The organism is Alcaligenes faecalis (genome assembly GCF_005311025.1).
Taxonomy (GTDB): Bacteria; Pseudomonadota; Gammaproteobacteria; order Burkholderiales; family Burkholderiaceae_B; genus Alcaligenes; species Alcaligenes phenolicus.
Genome location: NZ_CP031747.1, coordinates 1,891,690 through 1,910,779, shown reverse-complemented (window position 1 = coordinate 1,910,779; position 19,090 = coordinate 1,891,690). Strand labels below are relative to the sequence as shown.

Genomic DNA, 19,090 nt, shown 5'->3' with positions numbered 1-19,090 from the left:
TGGGGGCCTAGTAGATGCCGGGTTGACCTTCAGGACGGGTTTTGAAGCGTCGATGTACCCAATAATACTGCGGCGGGTCTTCGCGCACATATTTTTCGATCAGGGCATTCATGCGTTCCGTAGCTTCTTCCAGGCTGCCTTCACCCGGAAAGTCGGACATGGGTTCCAGCACCTGAATATGGTAGTGACCAGTCTCGGCGTCCACGCGGGAAATAACCGGAATCACCAGCGCGTCCTGGTTGCGTGCGATCTGGGCGGTGGACAAGAGCGTGGCCGCCGGGACATTGAAAAAGGGCACAAAGGCCGAGCCCTTGGTGCCGAAGTCCATATCAGGCAGGTAATAAATCGGCTGGCCCTTTTGCAGCGCACGCATCAGACCGCGAATGCCGTCTTTGCGAGAAATCAGCGGGACGGAGGAGAAGCGGCTACGGCCTTCGTACATCAGGCGATCCACATGGGGGTCGCGTTGGGGAGTGTAAAAGGCAACCAACGGCGAGATGGACATGGACAGGCGTGTGCCCGCCGCATCCATACCCAGAAAGTGAGGCACCAGCAGCATGACCTTGCGACCCTGTTCCAGAGCCTGGGTGATGTGTTCTTCGCCCGTCAGGTGCAGAGTGTTCAGAATAGTGCTCGGCAAACCAAACCAGAGCAGGCCCCGGTCCAGATAGGATTGGGCCAGCAGGCGAAAGTGCTGCTTTTCCCACTCGCGACGGGTGCTCTCGGGCGTGTCTGGAAAGCATAGATCCAGATTGGTACGCACGATATGACGGCGGCGGGAGGCAAAGCGATGCACCAGCCCGCCCAGCACAGCACCCCAACGCTGGCGCGTGCGTACCGAGGCACGGCCAAAGTAGGTGAAAACGGATTTGAGCAGCGGGTAAGAATTAAAACTCATGGGGTGGTATCGCCAGGCAAAGGGGGCGCATCGTGGGGAATCTTGTAGCGGTTATAGCCCCACAGATACTGGGTGGGGAAACGGCGTATCAAGCTTTCCATGGATTCGTTGATCAGGGTGGCCAGTTCCGTCGGGTCTTCGGGCAACGGCTCGGGCAGGCGCAAGGTGTGAATATGCCAGCCGCGCCCTTTAGGCAGGCGCTCGGCAGCGGTCACAATCACAGGCACATTGGACTGACGGGCAAGCTTGCCAGCCAGTGTCATGGTCAGGGCAGGGCGGCCAAAAAAGGGTGCCCATACGCCATCGCCACCGCTGGGAACCTGGTCGGGCAACATGCCTACCGATTCACCTTTGCGAAACGCGCGGACAAATTCGCGCACGCCTTTCATATTGGCGGGGACGGCATGCAGGCCGGGCAGTTCACGTGACTCCACCATCAGGGGTTCCAGTACGGCCTGGCGTGGTGGGCGAAACATCACGGTCAGTGGGCCTAAACCCACCAGATAACGTGCCGTAATCTCAAAGCAACCCAAGTGCGGGGTCAGATACAGCACGCCGCGTCCTTCGGCATGGGTGGCTTCCAGCAAGGCCACATCATCGACGGTGCAGCGGGCCAGACAGGCTTGCGGGTGCAGCCAGACGCGCGGTGTTTCCAGAATCATGGCGCCGGTTTGTCCGGCCGCTTGCCGGAAAAAGGCAGGGGAGTCGTAACCCGCTTGTCGGCAGTGGCTTTGCAGACGGCGGCGGTAGCGTCCGGGAAAAGCGTAAATCAGGCGTCCGATTCCTTTGCCCAGCCCATGAAGAACGGGTAAAGGCAGATGAGCCATCAGACGTAAAAGTGCCGCGAGCATGGGCCAGGCAATCCTTTAGTGTGAAGTTTTGCTGAAATAAATACGTATTTTCGCTTAAAATGGATTGTATCGCTGAGTTAAACGACAACTTGCGGAGCGATCGGGCAGCAAACTGCCCACTATAAACCGCTAAAGCGTCGCGCCCCGTCTATCGTATCCACATCGCTGGCTTCGAGGTGCAACGCAGTTTGTTCAACCTCGTGCTGATTATCAGCCCTTATTCAAGGAAGCTACGCTGTGAACAACAACGACTTTCTCTTTACATCCGAATCCGTTTCTGAAGGCCACCCCGACAAGGTAGCTGACCAGATCTCCGACGCTATCCTGGACGCTATTTTCGAGCAAGATCCTCAGGCACGTGTTGCTGCCGAGACCTTGTGCAATACCGGTCTGGTGGTGCTGGCTGGCGAGATCACCACGCACGCCAACGTGGATTACATCCAGGTTGCCCGTGACACCATCAAGCGCATTGGCTATGACAATGGCGATTACGGCATTGATTACAAGTCCTGCGCCGTTCTGGTGGCCTATGACAAGCAGTCGCCCGATATCGCCCAAGGTGTGGATCGCAGCCCAGAAGAGTTGCTGAACCAGGGCGCTGGCGACCAGGGGCTGATGTTTGGCTACGCGTGCGACGAAACCCCTGATCTGATGCCTGCTCCTATCTGGTACGCACACCGTCTGGTGCAGCGCCAGAGCGAGCTGCGCAAAGATGGCCGTCTGCCCTGGTTGCGCCCTGACGCCAAATCCCAGGTGACCTTCCGCTACGTGGATGGCCGTCCTACCGAAGTGGACACTGTGGTGCTGTCCACTCAGCACGCGCCTGAAATGTCCCAGAAAGACATTCACGAAGCTGTGATCGAACACATCATTCGTCCATGCTTCCCTTCGGACCTGCTGACCGAGAAAACCCGCTTCCTGGTGAACCCCACCGGCAAGTTCGTGATTGGTGGCCCTCAAGGCGATTGCGGTCTGACTGGTCGCAAGATCATTGTGGATACCTACGGTGGCGCATGCCCTCACGGCGGTGGTGCTTTCTCCGGCAAGGACCCCTCCAAAGTGGACCGTTCCGCTGCCTACGCCGCTCGTTACGTGGCCAAGAACATTGTGGCGGCCGGTCTGGCCCGCCAGTGTCAGGTGCAACTGAGCTACGCCATTGGTGTGGCCGAGCCTATCAATATCACCATCTACACCGAAGGCACAGGCGTGATCCCGGACACCGAGATCGCCAAGCTGGTTCGTCAACATTTCGACCTGCGCCCACGCGGCATCATCGAAATGCTGGATCTGCAGCGTCCCATCTACACCAAGACTGCTGCCTACGGTCACTTTGGCCGCAGCGAACCCGAGTTCAGCTGGGAAGCCACGGACAAGGCCCAGGCTTTGCGTCAGGCTATCTAAGCGATGTGCGGATAGGCAAAGGCCGCTTGCGGGCGGCGCTTTGCTGCAGTTTGACAGCGTTGTCGGGGCCGGGAAACCAGTCAGCCAGCAACGCTGGGTGGGACGGGCAAGTGCCAGTCTCATGAGAAGAAATTATGATTTTTACCCGTGGAGCTGTCTTCCCAAGACGATCCAAACGAGTACAATCACCCACATTCATTTGCCATCCTCGAGGGGCGTTGCGACAAGACTCACGGTCTTGCCAGGCTCGGGGCATGGATAGGTGGTATCCACCTTGGAGAACGACGCTCACCACGACCTGCATGGCGGGCTGCTGGTGAGAATTCATTTGCTCTCCCTGCAGTCTGCGTGCCGTATAACGGAGCCCGACTGTGACTTTTACCGATTACAAAATTGCCGATATTTCCTTGGCTGAATGGGGCCGCCGCGAGCTGACCATTGCCGAGACCGAAATGCCTGGCCTGATGGCCACCCGCGAGGAATTTGCTGCCTCCCAGCCCCTGAAGGGCGCGCGCATTGCCGGCAGTTTGCACATGACAATCCAAACTGGGGTTCTGATTGAAACCCTGACTGCCCTGGGCGCTGAAGTGCGCTGGGCATCGTGCAATATCTTCTCCACTCAAGATCACGCTGCCGCTGCCATTGCCGCATCTGGCGTGCCTGTGTTCGCCGTCAAGGGCGAAACCCTGGAAGAATACTGGCAATACGCCCACGACATTTTCGATTGGCCCGGTGAACAGGCCAACATGATTCTGGATGACGGTGGCGACGCTACCTTGTTGCTGCACCTGGGTGCCCGTGCAGAAAAAGACCTGTCCGTTCTGGACAAACCCGGCAGCGAAGAAGAGCGCGTCATGTTCGCCTCCATTCGTGCCCGTCTGCAAAACGACAAAACCTGGTACTCCACCCGTCTGGCCCAAATCAAGGGTGTGACCGAAGAGACCACCACAGGCGTGCACCGTCTGTACCAGATGGCCAAGAAAGGCGAACTGGCTTTCCCTGCCATCAACGTGAACGACTCGGTGACCAAGTCCAAGTTCGACAACCTGTACGGCTGCCGCGAGTCCCTGGTAGACGGTATCAAGCGTGCTACCGACGTGATGGTTGCCGGCAAGATCGCCGTGGTTTGCGGTTTTGGTGACGTGGGTAAAGGTTGTGCTCAAGCACTGGCCGCCTTGCGCGCTCAGGTTTGGGTTACCGAAATTGACCCTATTTGCGCCCTGCAAGCCTCGATGGAAGGCTACCGCGTTGTGACCATGGAAGAAGCCGCTGACAAGGCTGACATCTTCGTGACTGCCACCGGTAACTACCACGTGATCGACCGCTCGCACATGGAACGCATGAAAGATCAGGCCATCGTGTGCAATATCGGTCACTTCGACAATGAAATTGACGTGGCCTCGGTGGAAGATCTGGAGTGGGAAGAGATCAAGCCTCAGGTTGATCACATCATTTTCCCTGATGGCAAGCGCATCATTCTGCTGGCCAAGGGCCGTCTGGTGAACCTGGGTTGTGCTACTGGCCACCCCTCTTTTGTGATGTCGGCTTCGTTCACGAACCAGACCATTGCACAAATTGAACTGTTCACTCGTGGCGAGAACTACGAAACGGGTAAAGTATATGTACTGCCCAAGCATCTGGACGAAAAAGTCGCTCGTTTGCACTTGAAGAAATTGGGTGTGAACTTGTCGACCTTGTCTCAGGCGCAGGCGGATTACATCAACGTACCTGTGCAAGGGCCTTTCAAGGCTGAGCACTACCGCTACTAAAACGCACCGGCGTCTTCGGACGCCTATTCTTGGAGCCCTATCATGACTTTGCTACTTGTCTGGATCCTGAATGCTGTTGCCCTGCTGGTTGTCGCCTACATCCTGCCTGGTATTACGGTTGCCTCGTTTGGCTCGGCACTGATCGCTGCGCTGGTACTGGGCCTGCTCAATACCTTGGTCAAACCTTTGCTGATTGTGCTGACCTTGCCCATCACTATTGTGACTTTGGGCTTGTTCCTTCTGGTGCTCAACGCCTTGGTGTTCTGGTTTGCGGGCTCCATCCTCAAAGGCTTCCAGGTTGAAGGCTTCTGGTGGGCCGTGATTGGGGCGATCGTCTACAGTCTGGTTTCCGGGCTGCTGTCGGGATTGTTAATGAAATGAGCAACAAGCAAACCTTGAGCCTGGAGTTTTTCCCGCCGCGAGATATCGCGGCGCAGGAAAAACTGGTGCGCACCGCCAAGTCCTTGATGGGCTTGAACCCCGCCTATGTCAGCATGACGTTTGGAGCCGGTGGCTCCACCCGTGCTGGCACGGTCGATGCGGTGGCACTGCTGCAAAAACTGGGCTTTGATGTCGCACCGCACTTGTCGTGCATTGGTACGGCACCCGCGCAGCTTGGCGAGATGCTGGACAATTACCGCGATCAGGGCATACGACGTATCGTGGCCCTGCGCGGTGACTTGCCTTCGGGTATGGGTGGTGACGCGGGCGAACTGCGCTATGCCAGCGATCTGGTGTCATTCATTCGTGAAAACTATGGCGAACACTTTCATATCGAAGTGGCCGCTTATCCCGAGATGCACCCTCAGGCCACAGGCTTTAGCGACGACCTGGGTCACTTTGTGAACAAGGTCAAGGCTGGTGCGGACGGTGCGATCACGCAGTACTTCTTCAACCCGGACTCGTATTTCAGCTTTGTTGAGCGAGCCCAGGCGCAAGGAGTCACGATTCCGATCACACCGGGCATCATGCCCATTACCAACTCGTCCCAGTTGCTGCGGTTCTCGACCATGTGCGGTGCAGAAGTGCCGCGCTGGATTCGCCTGCGACTGGCCGATTTTGGTGATGATCGTGCATCGATTCGTGCTTTCGGTATCGATGTGGTGGCACGCTTGTGTCAGGACCTGCTCGATGGCGGCGCTCCTGGCATTCACATGTACACCCTGAACGGGGCAGATGCGAGCATGGCTATTTTGCCGAATCTGACCTGGCGCTAAGCACTTCGCGTCGCGATAAGAAACCCGCCACATTCATTTGGCGGGTTTTTTCATGGGGAACAGACTAGCCTGCATCTGCCCCGGTTTTATCAACTGCTTGGTAAACAGAGTTCTGGATTAAACAGTTTGTGGTAGCGGGTTACTTATAGTTCCGGAGCGGGCACAGCCCAGCCTTTATCAGTCAGAATACTGTCCAGGCGTTGGTCGTGCGGGGCGGGCTGGTAGGCCTGGCCGGATAAATCGCCCACTGCCCAGGCAATACCAATGCTGGTAAAAGCGTGGTTTTGTTCTTTCAGCGCCGCCAAGGTCCGGTCGTAGTAACCCTTGCCATACCCCAGACGATCACCCTGTCTGGTGTAGCCCAGGGTGGGGACCAGGACAATATCCGGTTGCATGGTTTTAGTGGAAATGGGGATTTCGATGCCGTAGCGACCCTTTTCCATTTCGGTCTCGGGTGTCCACTCGACAAAGCTCAAAGGGGCATCGGCCTCTTTGACAACGGGCAAACAGACATTGATGCCTTCCTCTTCCACCCATTGAAGCAGCAGTGGGCGCAAGTCCGGCTCCTGGGCCATAGGCCAGAAAGCGGCAATGGTGGTGGGTTCGGCACGGCCCTGTTCACGCAGGCGGCTGCGGTTGGTAGCCAGCCAGGTAAACAGACGGCCCCGGATCAGCAAAGCGCCCCGGTTGGTGTCGATGGAGGGCTGCCCGGCTCGCAGGTCTTTTAGTCGCGTGCGCAGCGCGGCTGCGTTATGCTCTACGTTCTGAATCATGGGTGATTTTCTAAAGGCCGTCACTATGGGTATCAACCAGCTAAAGTACCAGAAAACACCAGCTTGGGGCATGGCATCCATGCTTCCTCGCCCGCCCTTGAGCGCTTTGGTGGTGTTTGCTCTGGGTTTGGTCGGCTGTGCGGGGTCGCAGTCGCCGCAAGCCCAGACCCATTCCCCGGATCCTGCCGTTGCCAAGCAAGCTGTCGTGTTGCAGCCTGCCAAAGAAGCCGTGCGCCGCTGGGATCGAGTCCCGCCTGTGCCGCCAACGGCCCGTCAGGCTTTGATTGACGCCCGTGATGCCATGCAGGCCAAGCGCTGGACGGCGCTCGATGCTCTGGCTCCGGTTGCCGCGAATGATCCTGTTCTGGGTTCTTACGCCGAATACTGGCGCTTGCGTCGGATTTTGCAGGATACGACCACGCCCGTGCCCGATGAGCAAATTCGTTTGTTCCTGAGCGGCAATCAAGACGAATATCTGGAAAATCGCCTGAAGTCCGACTGGATTGTGGCGGCCGCGCGTACCGGCAACTATGCTTTGGTGCGTGAGCTGGCCCCCGTTCACGCCCCTACCTCGGCTGTGAAGTGTGCAGTAGCGTCGGCACAGAATGTGGCCGGTCAGCCTGTGGATGTGCAGGACTTGCTGGCGTCGTTCTCTCCAAGCCAGGCCTGCTGGTCGGCACTGGACCAGTTGTACGCCCGTAAAGTGATCAGCAAGAATCAGGTCCGTGATCTGATGCGTGATGCTCTGGAAAATAACCGCACATCCCAGGCCCGCCGCCTGGCTGCGATTATCTTCACTGCGCCGCAAATGAAGGATTACACCGCCTTGATGGCTTCGCCGCAGAAGTGGCTGGATCGTAATGTGAACAACAGTTCGGTCAATCCGGAGCTGGTGTCCTTGGCCTTGTCCCGTCTGGGTCGTGGTCAGCGTGATGCTGCAGCGGCCTATATCGACCGTACCTGGGCCGGCAAGATCCCCCAGGAAAACCTGAATTGGGTGTGGGGCCAGTTTGGTCTGATCAGTGCCTTGCGGGTAGAGGACGATGCGGCCAAATGGTATCGCCGCTCCGGTCGTACCCCCATGACGGATTACAACAATGCCTGGCAAGTGCGCGCCGAGTTGCGTCAGGGCACCATCGAGTGGAAGCATGTCTCTGCCGCCATCGACAAGATGAACGATGCGCAAAAGGCCGAGCCGGTTTGGGTGTACTGGTCGGGGCGTGCCCATGAAGCCTTGGGTCATAAAGATCAGGCTCGTGCCAAGTTCCAGTCCATTGTGGGTGATCTGAACTTCTACGGTCAGCTGGCCACAGAAGAGTTGGGTCTGACACCTTCCTTGCCTCCTCAGCCACAGCCTTTGACGCCGTTGGACATGCAGGATGCGCGTACCAATGCGGGCTTGCTGCGTGCGGTGGAGCTGTTCAAGCTGGGTTGGCGTCCGGAAGCGGTACCCGAGTGGAACTTTGCCTTGCGTGGCATGAACGACAGACAGTTGCGTGCCGCAGCCGAGTTCGCGCGCGAGCAGCATATCTATGATCGCGTGGTGAATACCTCCCTGTTGACCAAGAACGAGATCGACTTCAGCCAGCGCTTTATCGCGCCCTTTGAAGGCCGCGTAACCGAGCAGGCCAAGTCCATCAATCTGGACCCGGCCTGGGTGTATGGCCTGATCCGTCAGGAATCGCGCTTCATTACCGATGCACGCTCGGGAGTCGGGGCGTCGGGCTTGATGCAGCTGATGCCTGCCACCGCCAAATGGGTGGCCAACAAGATCGATATGCGCGACTTCTCTCCCTCCCGTGTGAACGAGTTCGAGGTGAACACGGTGCTGGGTACCAATTACCTGAACATGGTTCTGGGGCAGCTGGATGGCTCGCAGGTCTTGGCATCGGCAGGCTATAACGCAGGGCCAGGTCGTCCCCGCCAGTGGCGCTCGCGCTTGAACACTCCGGTAGAAGGGGCCATTTTTGCAGAAACCATTCCTTTTACTGAAACGCGCTTGTACGTGAAAAACGTGCTCTCCAACGCGACCTATTACGCCATGATGTTCAGCGGTCAGCCGCAGTCCCTCAAAGGGCGTTTGGGTACGATTTCGCCTTGATGAGCCCGTCCATGCTTGATGACAGACAGCAAGCAGCTCTGGCGGCCCTGATGGGGCCGCCAGATCCTGTTCTGGAAGGTTTGCAGGTCTATGTGGTGGGTGGCGCGGTTCGCGATGCCTTGCTGGGGCTGCCAGCGGGTGACAAGGATTGGGTCGTAGTCGGTGCCCGGCCCGAAGACCTGGCCGCGCGCGGCTTTGTTCCCGTAGGTGGCGACTTTCCCGTCTTTCTGAATCCCCATAGCAAAGAAGAGTTCGCGTTGGCCCGGACTGAGCGCAAGTCGGGCCGGGGCTACAAGGGCTTTACCTTTTACACCGGCACAGACGTGAGCCTGGCGGACGATTTGCGTCGCCGTGATCTGACCATCAATGCCATGGCCGTGGATGCGGCGGGGAATCTGCACGATCCCTTGAATGGTTTGGCGGATTTGCAGGCCCGTCTATTCCGGCATGTCGGCACCGCGTTTAGCGAAGACCCGGTACGCTTGCTGCGTCTGGCACGTTTTGCGGCCCGCTTTTCCGAGTTCACCGTGGCCGACGATACCTGGGCTCTGGCACGTGATCTGGTCGAGCAGGGTGAAGTGGACGAGCTGGTGCCTGAGCGCATCTATCTGGAAATAGTGAAAGGTTTATCTGCCCAGCAGCCCGCTCGCATGTTCGAGGTACTGCGGGAGGTCGGCGCGTTAGAGCGTGTCATGCCCGGCTTGAACTACAACGATCAGGTGGGTCAGCAGGTGCAGATCGCCAAAGACAGGCGTCTGGATCTGGCAAGCTGCTTTGCCGTTCTGTGCCATATTTCGGAAGCCCCAGGACAGGTGGCCGAGCAGATTCGTGCTCCTTCTGAATGGCGCGACCAGGCCCGTCTGTTGCCAGTGCTGTTAGCCAGCCCTGCCTTGTTGCAGCCTCGTGCAGACGTGGAGTCTGCCTTGCAAGTCATGGAGTCGTTGGATGCCTTGCGCAAACCAGAGCGCTTTACTCAGCTGATCAGTGCGGCGGCCTGTCTGCAAGACGTTCCAGAGCTGGAATGGGACTCTTTGCGAAAGGTGATGGCCAGTGTGGATGCCGGTGCAGTTGCTGCTCGATACAAGGCCGAGCCAGGCAAAATCCGTGAAGCGGTGCGCGCAGCTCGATTGGCAGCTTTGGAGCAGTCTGTTTAGTCTATGTGTGAGCAGCCTGGAGTGCACACTCAGAAAATAAGCGGCTAATAGGCCGCTTATTTTTTTCTGCTGAGTGCGTGTTCGTCTAGGGGGCGATGTCTCGGGGGAGTGTTCTGGCGCGGTTGCTTCACGTAAAAACGGCAAGGTATATACCCTGCCGTTTGCTGATCTCTGCTTATGACTCTTGAGGGAAATGTCCTCAGGAAGTTCCCCAAGGCCGCTTTACAGACGCTCGCGTCGATCTCCGCTCATTGTGCCCAGCACTGGGGCTGAAATATCGCGCCCAATAATCAGCACCTTGAATAGCTCCCCCATTTCCGCTTCAGACAGCAGTTTGTTGGCGGCACTCATGGTCTGTGCCCATTGCTGTTGCACGGCGGGCGATGGGTCTTCCGGCGGAGAAGCCAGGAAGTTGGTGATGCCGCAATTCATCAGGAAGCGCGCCTGGCTGGTATAGCCCAGCACATCCAAACCGGCCTCCAGGGCGGCATCCGCCATGGCGGTGAAGTCCACGTGGGCGGTAATGTCCTGCAAGCCAGCCAGCACCAGGGGCTCGGCATGAGCAAAGTGGCGGAAGTGGCACATCAAGGTGCCTTTGTCACGTTGCGGGTGATAGTACTCGCGCTGCGGAAAACCGTAGTCGATCAAAATGGCCGCGCCTTGCTTTAACCAAGTACCCATGCTGCGCACCCAGGCTTCGGCTTGCAGGTTGATCTCGGATAGGTAGAAGGGCTGCGCTTCCACGCGCTCGGCCACCAGCGAAGCCAGATGGTCGGGAGCCGGGCGGGTAGCCAGGTAGAAAGGCGCTGGCAGGCCTTGGGCCGTGCTGTCGTCTGCGGCAATGACACCTACTTCCAGCACCTTGCCAGCCACATCAAAGGTGAACAGGCTGGCAGGCATGGCATCCAGAACCTCATTAGCTACCACGCAACCCTTGAAGCTGTGCGGTGTGCTGTCCAGCCACTGCACTTGTGCTTGCAGGGGGGCCAGACGCTCTTGCTGACGCGCACGCAAATCAGGCGATACTTCCAGAATTGAATACTGCGGCTCGATACCTTGCTTGCGCAGCTCCGTAATCAGCGCTTGGGCCAACGCGCCGCTACCCGCGCCGAACTCCAGAACGGACAGGGATTGGCTGCCTTCCAGTACTTCCATGACCTGACGGCTCAAGGTCTGAGCAAACAGGGGAGAGAGTTCGGGAGCCGTCGTAAAGTCGCCTGTGGGCTGATTGCTGCCAAACTTGGTGCTGCCACCGGTGTAGTAGCCCAGATGGGGGGCGTACAGCGCATGGTGCATCCATTGGTCGAATGGCAGGAAACCGCCTTCATCGGCAATGCGGTCCAGCAAGTAATCGTTAACCTGTGCAACGTGTTTTTTCAGTTCCTCGGACAGGGGAGGCAAACCGTGTGGCAGGGCAGGGGCGGACAGTACGTTCATGGCGTCAGTTGGGCTTGTCGTTAGGTGTCTCGGAAGAAGCCGGGGCGGCGCTCTTGGCGCTGGCTTTCTTGGCCTGGGTCACTTGGTGCAGGGTGCGGATCATGCCCACCAGCATCCCGATCAGGATGGAGGTGGCAGCGGCCAGGATGAAGTTGCCGTAGACAAACCATAAAGGCAGGCACAGAACGGCCATCAGCAATATGGGTTTTTGCAGCAGAACTTTCATACACCCTCAAAAAATAGCGTGGAATCGGGGCCAATTGTAGCCCAGGCCAGTGCCATGCTTGAGCTTGCCCACTGCTGCGTTACCATGGGCGTTTTGTCTGCTTAGCAAAGGGGTAAGGATGAACGACAGGGGACAGGCCAGTGCCTGGTTACAGGCATGGGCCCATTTGATTCCGAATCCGGGCACAGTCCTGGATGTGGCCTGTGGTCGGGGGCGCAATGCCCGCTGGTTGGCCGAGCGTGGCAATACCGTGATCGGTGTAGACCGGGACCCGGAAGCGGTGGCAGCGACTTCGCCTTACGGGGAAATTATCCAGGCTGATATCGAAAACGGTCCCTGGCCTTTCGCGGGGCGCAAGTTCAATGCCCTGGTGGTGACCAAGTATCTGTGGCGTCCCTTGATGCCGACTTTGCTGGAGAGTCTGGAGCCAGGTGGGGTACTGGTTTACGAAACCTTTGGGGTGGGCAACGAGCAATACAACACGCCACGTAATCCGGATTTCCTGTTGCAGCCGGGGGAGCTGCTGCGCTGGTGCGCGGACCTGGATATCGTGGCGTATGAGCATGGTTTCCGGGCCGATCCGGACCATATTGTTCAGCGCATTGTCGCCGTGCGTCCGCGTGAGGGCGGCTCTTTCAGCGATTACCGTCTGAATCCGCAAGACGGTGGTGGCAGTATCTGCGAGTAAAGTATGTGCAGTTTTGAGCCAAGCGCAGCGCTTGGCTCAAAGCCATGTATCCGGTGTTGCTTGAGCGCGTGTACAGAATCGCGGCTTAAAACAGATAGGTACGTGCCAGCATGGACAGGGCCACAACAGCAGTCAGGATGCTGAATCCTTGCTGCAAGCGCACAGAAGGAATATGAGGGGCCAGTTGTCGGCCTATCACCATGCCACCCATGGCCGAGGCCACAAAAACCCAGCCGCTAAGGGGAATCTCCGCCCCGTGTGCCAGACTCATGGCCGACGCGCTCAGGGAGATCAGGGCGATCAGCATCAAGGATGTAGCCACAATGCTGTGCATGGACAGGTCGCTGAAACGTTTCAGGGCAGGCACGATCAGAAAGCCGCCGCCCACGCCCAACATGCCTGAAAACAAACCCGCTACCGCACCAATGGAAGCCAAGGTGGCCGTGCCTGCTGGTGTCCAGCGCAGGCGGCCGGTTTCCGGGTTCAGACAACAGGGTGTATGAGCATGGGCCGTTGCCGCCGGACGACGCAGCATTTTGGTGGCAATCCACAGCATGATGGCGACAAACAGCGTTACCAGCACTTTTTCCGGCAAGGCATGGCTGATGCGTACGCCCAAAGACGTGACCAAAGCGCCTGTAACGGCCATGAACATGGCAGCTCTATAGCGCACGATATGTTTGTACAAACCATCTAGTGCGCCGACCAGGGCGGCGGCGCCCACAGCCAGCAAGGCTACCGGTGTTGCCGCTGTCATGCTGTAGCCCATGCCCAGCACCAGAGCGGGCACGGCCAAAATACCGCCACCCGCGCCAGTCAGGCCCAGCGACAGGCCAGTCAGAATTCCCAGGATGATTGCAAGCGCCATAAGCCAGATGGCGTGACCCCGGTAGGGATCACGCCTTTTTCAGAAAGCGTAGTAATGGCTTATTGTACGCCTTAACTTCTTTTGGAAATTAGCTTATTTATAAAAGTAATTAATAGAGCCAATTTCCATGGTTTCGCTTTAGCCCGAGTTACGCAGGCCAGCCGCAATACCGTTGATCGTCAGGTGAATGACGTGTTGCTTGTTCACACCGCTGCGTGTGGGCTTGTTGGCCTTTTCACCTTGACGGCGATGGCGGCGCAGCAGTTCCACCTGCAAGTGGTTCAGTGGGTCAATGTAGGCGAAGCGTTCGGCCAGGGCATCTTGCAAAGCCTGATCGTGCGCCAGCAGTTCATGGCCGGTGATTTCACGGAACAGTCGGTGTGTCAGCTCGAACTCGTCACGGATTTGCGTGAAGATGGTCTCGCGCAGTTCCTCGTCCTCGACCAGACCGGCGTATTTCAGGCCGATATCCAGGTCAGTCTTGGCCAGCACCTGCTCCATATTGGACAGTAGCGTGCGGAAGAAGGCCCAGTCGCGCGCCATGGTTTGCAGTTGGGCCAAACGTTTGGCGCGGTTCAGGCCATCATTGGGCAGCCCCGATTCCAGATAGCGGTTCAAGGCTGTGCCCATGCCGTACCAGCCAGGAATAGGCAGACGGCATTGTGCCCAGGAGAAACTCCAGGGGATGGCGCGCAGGTCTTCAATGCTTTGCGTGGCCTTGCGCGAGGAAGGACGCGAGCCGATATTCAGGCCAGCAATTTCCTTGATAGGCGTGGACTGGAAGAAGTACTGATCAAAGTTCGGCGTGCCGTAGACCAGTTGGCGATAGCTTTGATGAGCCTGCTCGGACATCCAGGCCATGGCGTCACCATACGCAGCCAGATGTTCGTCGTCATTGGACGAGCCCTTGCGTGACCCCAGGCTGGCTTCCAGCGTGGCAGCGACAAACAGCTCCAGATGCCAGCGGCCCACGTCCGCATCCTTGTAGCGGCCTTGAATCATCTCGCCTTGCTCGGTCAGACGAATCTGACCATTCACGGTGCCTGGAGGTTGAGCCAAAATAGCGTCGAAACTGGAACCACCGCCTCGGCCTACCGAACCGCCACGACCGTGGAACAGGCGCAAACGCACTTTGCGGCGCGAGAAAACCTGCGCAAATTCACGTTCGGCACGGTATAGCGTCCAGTTGGAGGTCAGGTAGCCACCGTCTTTATTACTGTCCGAATAACCCAGCATCACTTCCTGCACGCTGTCCTGAGCGTGACGCACGCGCTGGCGGATTTCAGGCATATCCAGCCATTCCTGCATGATTTGCGGGCCACGCTCCAAGTCAGGAATGGTCTCGAACAGCGGTACAACCATCAGACCTTGATGCTCTGGCTCGTTGGAATTGGGCACGATCAGGCCAGTTTCCTGTTGCAGCACCAGCACTTCCAGCAAGTCGCTGAGGGTTTCGGTGTGCGACACAATGGTTTGTTCCAATGCGCGCGCTCCAAAGCGGCGGCGGCATTCGGCGGCTTTGCGCAGAATGGACAGTTCTTTCTCGGTTTCTTCCGAGTAGCGATACCAGGGCGAAACCAGGGGGCGATGGTGGCGCAACTCCGAGCGCAGCAAAGTGATGCGGTCTTCTTCGGACAGTTGGCGGTAATTGACGGGTTCGTCCTTGTACAGCGTGCCTGCCACGCGGAACAGTTCGTCCAGTACGCGCTCGTGCACGTCCGAGCTTTGGCGCAGGTCTAAAGTGGCCAGATGGAAGCCAAAAACCTCCACAGCTTGAATCAATTCGTTCAAACGCAGGCCGGCAATGGCGCCGCCTTTGTTTTCAGCCAGAGAGTCGGCAATGATTTGCAGATCAGCCTTGAATTCTTGCGGGTTTGCGTAGGGTGGGGCGGCGTAAGTGGGGCGATCGGCCAGGTCGCGGCCCAGCAGGTTCTGCGCTGTGGCCGCCATACGGGCGTACAGATGAATAAAGCTGCGGCGATAAGGTTCGTCTACACGGTGTGGCGACGGGTCCTGGCTGCTGGCCGACAAGGCCGCCAGGTCTTTGCTGACACGGTTCAGTGCGTCGGATACGGAGATTTCCGTACCCAGTAAACGAATCTGCTCCAGATAGTGTTGCAGCGCGCGTGTCGACTGGCGCAGCACCGCTTGTTCAACCGTTTCAGGGCCCACATTGGGGTTGCCGTCGCGATCGCCGCCAATCCAGCTGCCCATGCGCAAAAAGGCGGGCAGGGAACGGGTTTTCTGATCCAGCAGGCTTTTTTTGCCCGGTTCCAGCAAACGGTCCAGATCGTGGTACAGCTGCGGAATGGTGGGCAGGAAGGTGGAGCCGTAATAGGCCAGGGCGTTGTCGATCTCGTCCATCACCGTCAGTTTGTGGTCGCGCAGCATGCGGGTTTGCCACAGCAGGGACACCAGACCGGTCAGCTTCTCCTGGGTACGGGCCGATTGTGTGGCGCTGGCCTTGTGATCCAGGCCGTTCAATTCATCGGCAATGGCCATATGCACAGCGAGCGTACTTTGGCGCTGAACTTCGGTAGGGTGAGCCGTCAGCACCGGCATCACACAGGCTTCTTGCAGATAGCGGCGAATTTTCTTGGCGCTCAAACCCTGGTCCATCAAGGTTTGAATGGCATGTTGCAGGCTGCCCAGCAGCTTTTCGGGATCTTGCTCTTCGCGGCGACGGTTCTGGTCGCGGTCCTCGGCAATATTGGACAGGTGCAAAAAGTAGGCAAAGGCACGGGCCACGGAACGGGCCTGCGCGTCGTTCAGCTTGGGAATGTCTTTTTCCAGAATCCGTGCTTGCTGCGGATCGTGTTCACGTCTGAAACTGACAGCCGCCCGGCGCAGGGCTTCAATCAGCGTGAAGGTCGCCTTTCCTTCGCTATCACGAATCACCTCTCCCAGGGCCTTGCCCAGAAAGCGGATGTCCTGTCGAAGCAGGTTGGAAAGGTCAGGCACGGCCTGCGGCATAATATATCTCCTGTTAAATAAGGGGTTTTGCTGCAAAGGATTCTGGGTGCCAGATCGGTAGCCGCCCTACGGTAAGACGCCTTCCCGACCTTGACGCGCACAAAGCGCCTTGGGACGTTTATGATAGGTATCTTTACATAATTTTCCTGTTCAGAGAGTAGTCATGCCCCAATATCGCTCCCGTACCTCGACCCACGGTCGGAATATGGCCGGCGCGCGTGCCCTGTGGCGCGCCACCGGTATGAAAGACGAGGATTTCTCCAAACCGATCATTGCGGTGGTGAACTCCTTTACGCAATTCGTACCGGGTCACGTACACCTGAAAGACATGGGCCAGCTGGTTGCCCGTCAAATTGAAGCGGTCGGCGGTGTGGCAAAAGAGTTCAACACCATTGCGGTGGACGACGGTATTGCGATGGGCCACGGCGGCATGTTGTATTCCCTGCCTTCGCGCGAACTGATCGCCGACTCGGTGGAATACATGGTCAACGCCCACTGTGCTGACGCCATGGTGTGTATCTCCAACTGCGACAAGATCACCCCCGGCATGTTGATGGCCGCCATGCGCCTGAACATTCCTGTGGTTTTTGTGTCGGGCGGACCGATGGAAGCGGGCAAGGTCTACTCGCCAGATGGCAAGACCGTGGTACAGAAGCTGGATCTGGTGGACGCCATGATTCAAGCCGCTGACCCTAACGTGACTGATGAGCAGGCTGAAGCCGTTGAGCGCAGCGCTTGTCCGACCTGTGGTTCCTGTTCGGGCATGTTTACCGCCAACTCCATGAACTGTCTGACCGAGGCGCTGGGCCTGTCCTTGCCCGGTAACGGCACCATTGTTGCCACCCACGCTCGTCGCCAAGGTTTGTTCGAGCGCGCTGGCAGCCTGATCGTGGATCTGGCCAAGCGCTACTACGAGCAAGACGACGAATCCGTCCTGCCACGTAACATCGCCACCTATCAGGCTTTTGAAAACGCCATGACCCTGGACGTGGCCATGGGCGGCTCCACCAACACCGTGCTGCACTTGCTGGCCGCAGCCCAGGAAGCCGGTGTGGAATTTACGATGGCCGATATCGACAAGATCTCGCGTCGCGTCCCTTGCCTGTGTAAAGTGGCTCCCGCCACCCCCGAATTCCACATGGAAGACGTGCACCGCGCGGGCGGCATCATGGCTATTCTGGCCGAACTGGCCCGGGCCGACTTGCTGAACCTGGATGTGGGCAACGTACACAGTGGCACCTTGCGTGAAGCCATCAAGCGTTGGGACGTCAAGGGCGACAACGTCAAAGCCATCAGCGACTTCTTCCGTGCTTCCCCCGGCGGCATTCCGACCCAAGTGGCTTTCAGCCAGGATCGTTACTACCAGGAATTGGACACAGACCGCGTCAAGGGCTGTATCCGCGACAAGGCCAACGCTTATTCTCAAGACGGTGGCTTGGCTGTGCTGTACGGCAACCTGGCCATCAACGGTTGTATCGTCAAGACCGCTGGCGTGGATGACAGCATTCTGACCTTCACCGGCACGGCGCGTGTTTATGAAAGCCAGGATGATTCCGTTGCTGCCATTCTGGATGGCGTGGTCAAAGCAGGCGATGTGGTCATCATTCGCTACGAAGGCCCCAAAGGTGGCCCTGGTATGCAGGAAATGCTGTACCCCACCTCCTATCTGAAATCCATGGGCCTGGGCAAAAGCTCGGCCTTGTTCACCGATGGTCGCTTCTCCGGTGGCTCGTCCGGTCTGGTGATTGGTCATGCGTCGCCTGAAGCGGCTGAGGGTGGCAACATTGCCCTGGTGCAAGATGGCGACACCATCGAGATCGACATCCCCAACCGTCGTATTCACCTGGCTATCAGCGATGAAGAAATGGCCGCACGCCGTGCCGAAATGGAATCGCGTGGCTCCAAGGCCTGGAAGCCAGTGAACCGCGAGCGCGTTGTGTCGCAAGCACTGAAAGCCTATGCCGCGCTGGCAACATCGGCTGACCGTGGTGCCGTGCGTGATGTGTCGCAACTGGACCGCTAAGCACTAGTTCTGCTTGTAAAAACCCCACCTGCCTTGAAGCAGGTGGGGTTTTTTTATGCCTGGTAGAAACGTACCGGGTAAATACGAATATTCCAGTGCCATCGTCCTGATAGAATCCATTTCATTCAAAAAGGGATCCCATTTTGTTAATTTGGTTTTTAAGGAGGAAGTGATGAGTGAAATAGATCCAATTACCTTGGCTCCGATTCTGAATCCGGGTGGCATTGGTGGCCCGCTGACGGCAGCTCACCGGGAAATGGCGGTCAAGCATCGGGATGATCTGGAGTGGGACAACCTGCGCTACGAAGGGCAGTTCACCAAGATGATGTTCCACCCCACGCAAGACGACCCCACCATTCCTAATGCCGGGGTCGTGAAGTATCTGAAGGGCTCTGGCCATCCTTTGCACAGCCATTACTTTGCCCAGATCTGGTACATCCTGGCGGGCAAGTTCGAGATCAATGGTGTGGTGTACGGCGAAGGCACCATGGTGTTTCACCCGGACCCGCATTACGAGCACGCACTGACGACCCTGGAAGATGGCGAAATTCTGTACGTGCAGTACATGGGTCCGACCACCCGCCAGCCTGCGATTTATGAAGGCCGCTTCAATATGAAAACCCGCCGTTCCCTAGAGGAAGAGTCCAGAGCGGTGTAAGCAGTCCCGCTTTAACAGCGAGCTACAGGAAAGCTGCCCATGCCTTTGCGTAT

General features: G+C 57.8%; 16 protein-coding genes and 1 riboswitch. Of the genes, 9 read left to right on the top strand and 7 right to left on the bottom strand.

What is annotated here, in order from left to right:
- Positions 1-7 precede the first annotated feature (7 nt).
- Both D0C27_RS08710 and D0C27_RS08705 read right to left on the bottom strand, forming a co-directional pair.
- Positions 8-898 carry a lysophospholipid acyltransferase family protein gene (locus D0C27_RS08710; RefSeq protein WP_009462598.1) on the bottom strand — a complete coding sequence of 297 codons (891 nt, stop codon included), beginning with the start codon at positions 896-898 and terminating at the stop codon, positions 8-10.
- Positions 895-1,749 (bottom strand): lysophospholipid acyltransferase family protein, encoded by an 855-nt coding sequence (locus D0C27_RS08705; protein ID WP_137430786.1) that lies wholly within the window; start codon positions 1,747-1,749, stop codon positions 895-897. Before D0C27_RS08705 ends, D0C27_RS08710 begins: the two co-directional genes overlap by 4 nt.
- A gap of 237 nt (positions 1,750-1,986) precedes the next feature.
- Between D0C27_RS08705 and metK the strand changes: the two genes are divergently transcribed.
- The 4 genes from metK (at position 1,987) to metF (ending at position 6,136) form a co-directional block, all read left to right on the top strand.
- Entirely contained in the window at positions 1,987-3,150 is a 1,164-nt protein-coding gene (gene metK, locus D0C27_RS08700) for a methionine adenosyltransferase (protein ID WP_026484120.1), read from the top strand.
- 204 nt (positions 3,151-3,354) lie between these two features.
- A riboswitch (S-adenosyl-L-homocysteine riboswitch) is annotated at positions 3,355-3,447 on the top strand.
- A 74-nt stretch (positions 3,448-3,521) separates the two neighbouring features.
- The gene (gene ahcY, locus D0C27_RS08695; RefSeq protein WP_026484121.1) at positions 3,522-4,919 is read left to right on the top strand and encodes an adenosylhomocysteinase; all 1,398 of its coding nucleotides are present in this window, start codon (positions 3,522-3,524) and stop codon (positions 4,917-4,919) included.
- Positions 4,920-4,961: 42 nt separating this feature from the next.
- Entirely contained in the window at positions 4,962-5,300 is a 339-nt protein-coding gene (locus tag D0C27_RS08690) for a phage holin family protein (RefSeq protein WP_009462594.1), read from the top strand.
- Positions 5,297-6,136 (top strand): methylenetetrahydrofolate reductase [NAD(P)H], encoded by an 840-nt coding sequence (gene metF / locus D0C27_RS08685; RefSeq protein ID WP_035273576.1) that lies wholly within the window; start codon positions 5,297-5,299, stop codon positions 6,134-6,136. Before D0C27_RS08690 ends, metF begins: the two co-directional genes overlap by 4 nt.
- A 143-nt stretch (positions 6,137-6,279) precedes the next feature.
- Here the strand turns inward: metF and D0C27_RS08680 are convergent, their stop codons facing one another.
- Positions 6,280-6,909: a 5-formyltetrahydrofolate cyclo-ligase gene (locus tag D0C27_RS08680; protein WP_035273579.1), complete on the bottom strand. Its 630-nt coding sequence runs from the start codon at positions 6,907-6,909 to the stop codon at positions 6,280-6,282.
- On the opposite strand from D0C27_RS08680, the gene D0C27_RS08675 reads away from it, so the two are divergent.
- Complete coding sequence (locus D0C27_RS08675; protein WP_230940618.1) at positions 6,908-9,010, top strand: lytic transglycosylase domain-containing protein; 2,103 nt, start codon at positions 6,908-6,910, stop codon at positions 9,008-9,010. The two genes, D0C27_RS08680 and D0C27_RS08675, sit on opposite strands and share 2 nt — an antisense overlap.
- Positions 9,011-9,021: 11 nt before the next feature.
- A complete protein-coding gene (locus tag D0C27_RS08670) occupies positions 9,022-10,164 on the top strand; it encodes a tRNA CCA-pyrophosphorylase (protein WP_240688338.1) in 1,143 nt (380 codons plus the stop codon).
- 222 nt (positions 10,165-10,386) lie between these two features.
- Here D0C27_RS08670 and D0C27_RS08665 read toward each other — a convergent pair whose 3' ends face one another.
- Together D0C27_RS08665 and D0C27_RS08660 are read right to left on the bottom strand one after the other, a co-directional pair.
- The gene (locus tag D0C27_RS08665; protein ID WP_021447039.1) at positions 10,387-11,601 is read right to left on the bottom strand and encodes a class I SAM-dependent methyltransferase; all 1,215 of its coding nucleotides are present in this window, start codon (positions 11,599-11,601) and stop codon (positions 10,387-10,389) included.
- Positions 11,602-11,605: 4 nt separating this feature from the next.
- Positions 11,606-11,827, bottom strand: coding sequence for a hypothetical protein (locus tag D0C27_RS08660; protein WP_009462588.1), 222 nt, complete (start codon positions 11,825-11,827; stop codon positions 11,606-11,608).
- Between the two features lie 118 nt (positions 11,828-11,945).
- Between D0C27_RS08660 and D0C27_RS08655 the strand changes: the two genes are divergently transcribed.
- Complete coding sequence (locus tag D0C27_RS08655; RefSeq protein WP_009462587.1) at positions 11,946-12,515, top strand: class I SAM-dependent methyltransferase; 570 nt, start codon at positions 11,946-11,948, stop codon at positions 12,513-12,515.
- 85 nt (positions 12,516-12,600) lie between these two features.
- Here the strand turns inward: D0C27_RS08655 and D0C27_RS08650 are convergent, their stop codons facing one another.
- Both D0C27_RS08650 and ppc read right to left on the bottom strand, forming a co-directional pair.
- On the bottom strand, positions 12,601-13,383 hold the full coding sequence (locus D0C27_RS08650) for a sulfite exporter TauE/SafE family protein (RefSeq protein ID WP_035273584.1): 783 nt from the start codon (positions 13,381-13,383) through the stop codon (positions 12,601-12,603).
- Between the two features lie 138 nt (positions 13,384-13,521).
- Positions 13,522-16,356 (bottom strand): phosphoenolpyruvate carboxylase, encoded by a 2,835-nt coding sequence (ppc, locus tag D0C27_RS08645; protein WP_088451288.1) that lies wholly within the window; start codon positions 16,354-16,356, stop codon positions 13,522-13,524.
- A gap of 163 nt (positions 16,357-16,519) precedes the next feature.
- Here ppc and ilvD point away from each other — a divergent pair, with 163 nt between their 5' ends.
- Both ilvD and D0C27_RS08635 read left to right on the top strand, forming a co-directional pair.
- Positions 16,520-18,379, top strand: a complete 1,860-nt coding sequence (ilvD, locus tag D0C27_RS08640; RefSeq protein ID WP_137430784.1) for a dihydroxy-acid dehydratase — start codon at positions 16,520-16,522, stop codon at positions 18,377-18,379.
- 172 nt (positions 18,380-18,551) lie between these two features.
- Positions 18,552-19,037, top strand: a complete 486-nt coding sequence (locus tag D0C27_RS08635; RefSeq protein WP_137430783.1) for a cupin domain-containing protein — start codon at positions 18,552-18,554, stop codon at positions 19,035-19,037.
- Positions 19,038-19,090: the final 53 nt, after the last annotated feature.

Excerpts from the sequence above, each read along its gene's own strand:
- D0C27_RS08670 (WP_240688338.1), top strand. The coding sequence starts at position 9,022 with ATGCTTGATGACAGACAGCAAGCAGCTCTGGCGGCCCTGATGGGGCCG.
- metF (WP_035273576.1), top strand. The coding sequence starts at position 5,297 with ATGAGCAACAAGCAAACCTTGAGCCTGGAGTTTTTCCCGCCGCGAGAT.
- ilvD (WP_137430784.1), top strand. The coding sequence starts at position 16,520 with ATGCCCCAATATCGCTCCCGTACCTCGACCCACGGTCGGAATATGGCC.
- D0C27_RS08650 (WP_035273584.1), bottom strand. The coding sequence starts at position 13,383 with ATGGCGCTTGCAATCATCCTGGGAATTCTGACTGGCCTGTCGCTGGGC.
- D0C27_RS08710 (WP_009462598.1), bottom strand. The coding sequence starts at position 898 with ATGAGTTTTAATTCTTACCCGCTGCTCAAATCCGTTTTCACCTACTTT.
- D0C27_RS08635 (WP_137430783.1), top strand. The coding sequence starts at position 18,552 with ATGAGTGAAATAGATCCAATTACCTTGGCTCCGATTCTGAATCCGGGT.
- D0C27_RS08660 (WP_009462588.1), bottom strand. The coding sequence starts at position 11,827 with ATGAAAGTTCTGCTGCAAAAACCCATATTGCTGATGGCCGTTCTGTGC.
- D0C27_RS08655 (WP_009462587.1), top strand. The coding sequence starts at position 11,946 with ATGAACGACAGGGGACAGGCCAGTGCCTGGTTACAGGCATGGGCCCAT.
- D0C27_RS08680 (WP_035273579.1), bottom strand. The coding sequence starts at position 6,909 with ATGATTCAGAACGTAGAGCATAACGCAGCCGCGCTGCGCACGCGACTA.
- D0C27_RS08665 (WP_021447039.1), bottom strand. The coding sequence starts at position 11,601 with ATGAACGTACTGTCCGCCCCTGCCCTGCCACACGGTTTGCCTCCCCTG.
- D0C27_RS08675 (WP_230940618.1), top strand. The coding sequence starts at position 6,908 with ATGGGTGATTTTCTAAAGGCCGTCACTATGGGTATCAACCAGCTAAAG.
- ppc (WP_088451288.1), bottom strand. The coding sequence starts at position 16,356 with ATGCCGCAGGCCGTGCCTGACCTTTCCAACCTGCTTCGACAGGACATC.
- D0C27_RS08705 (WP_137430786.1), bottom strand. The coding sequence starts at position 1,749 with ATGCTCGCGGCACTTTTACGTCTGATGGCTCATCTGCCTTTACCCGTT.
- D0C27_RS08690 (WP_009462594.1), top strand. The coding sequence starts at position 4,962 with ATGACTTTGCTACTTGTCTGGATCCTGAATGCTGTTGCCCTGCTGGTT.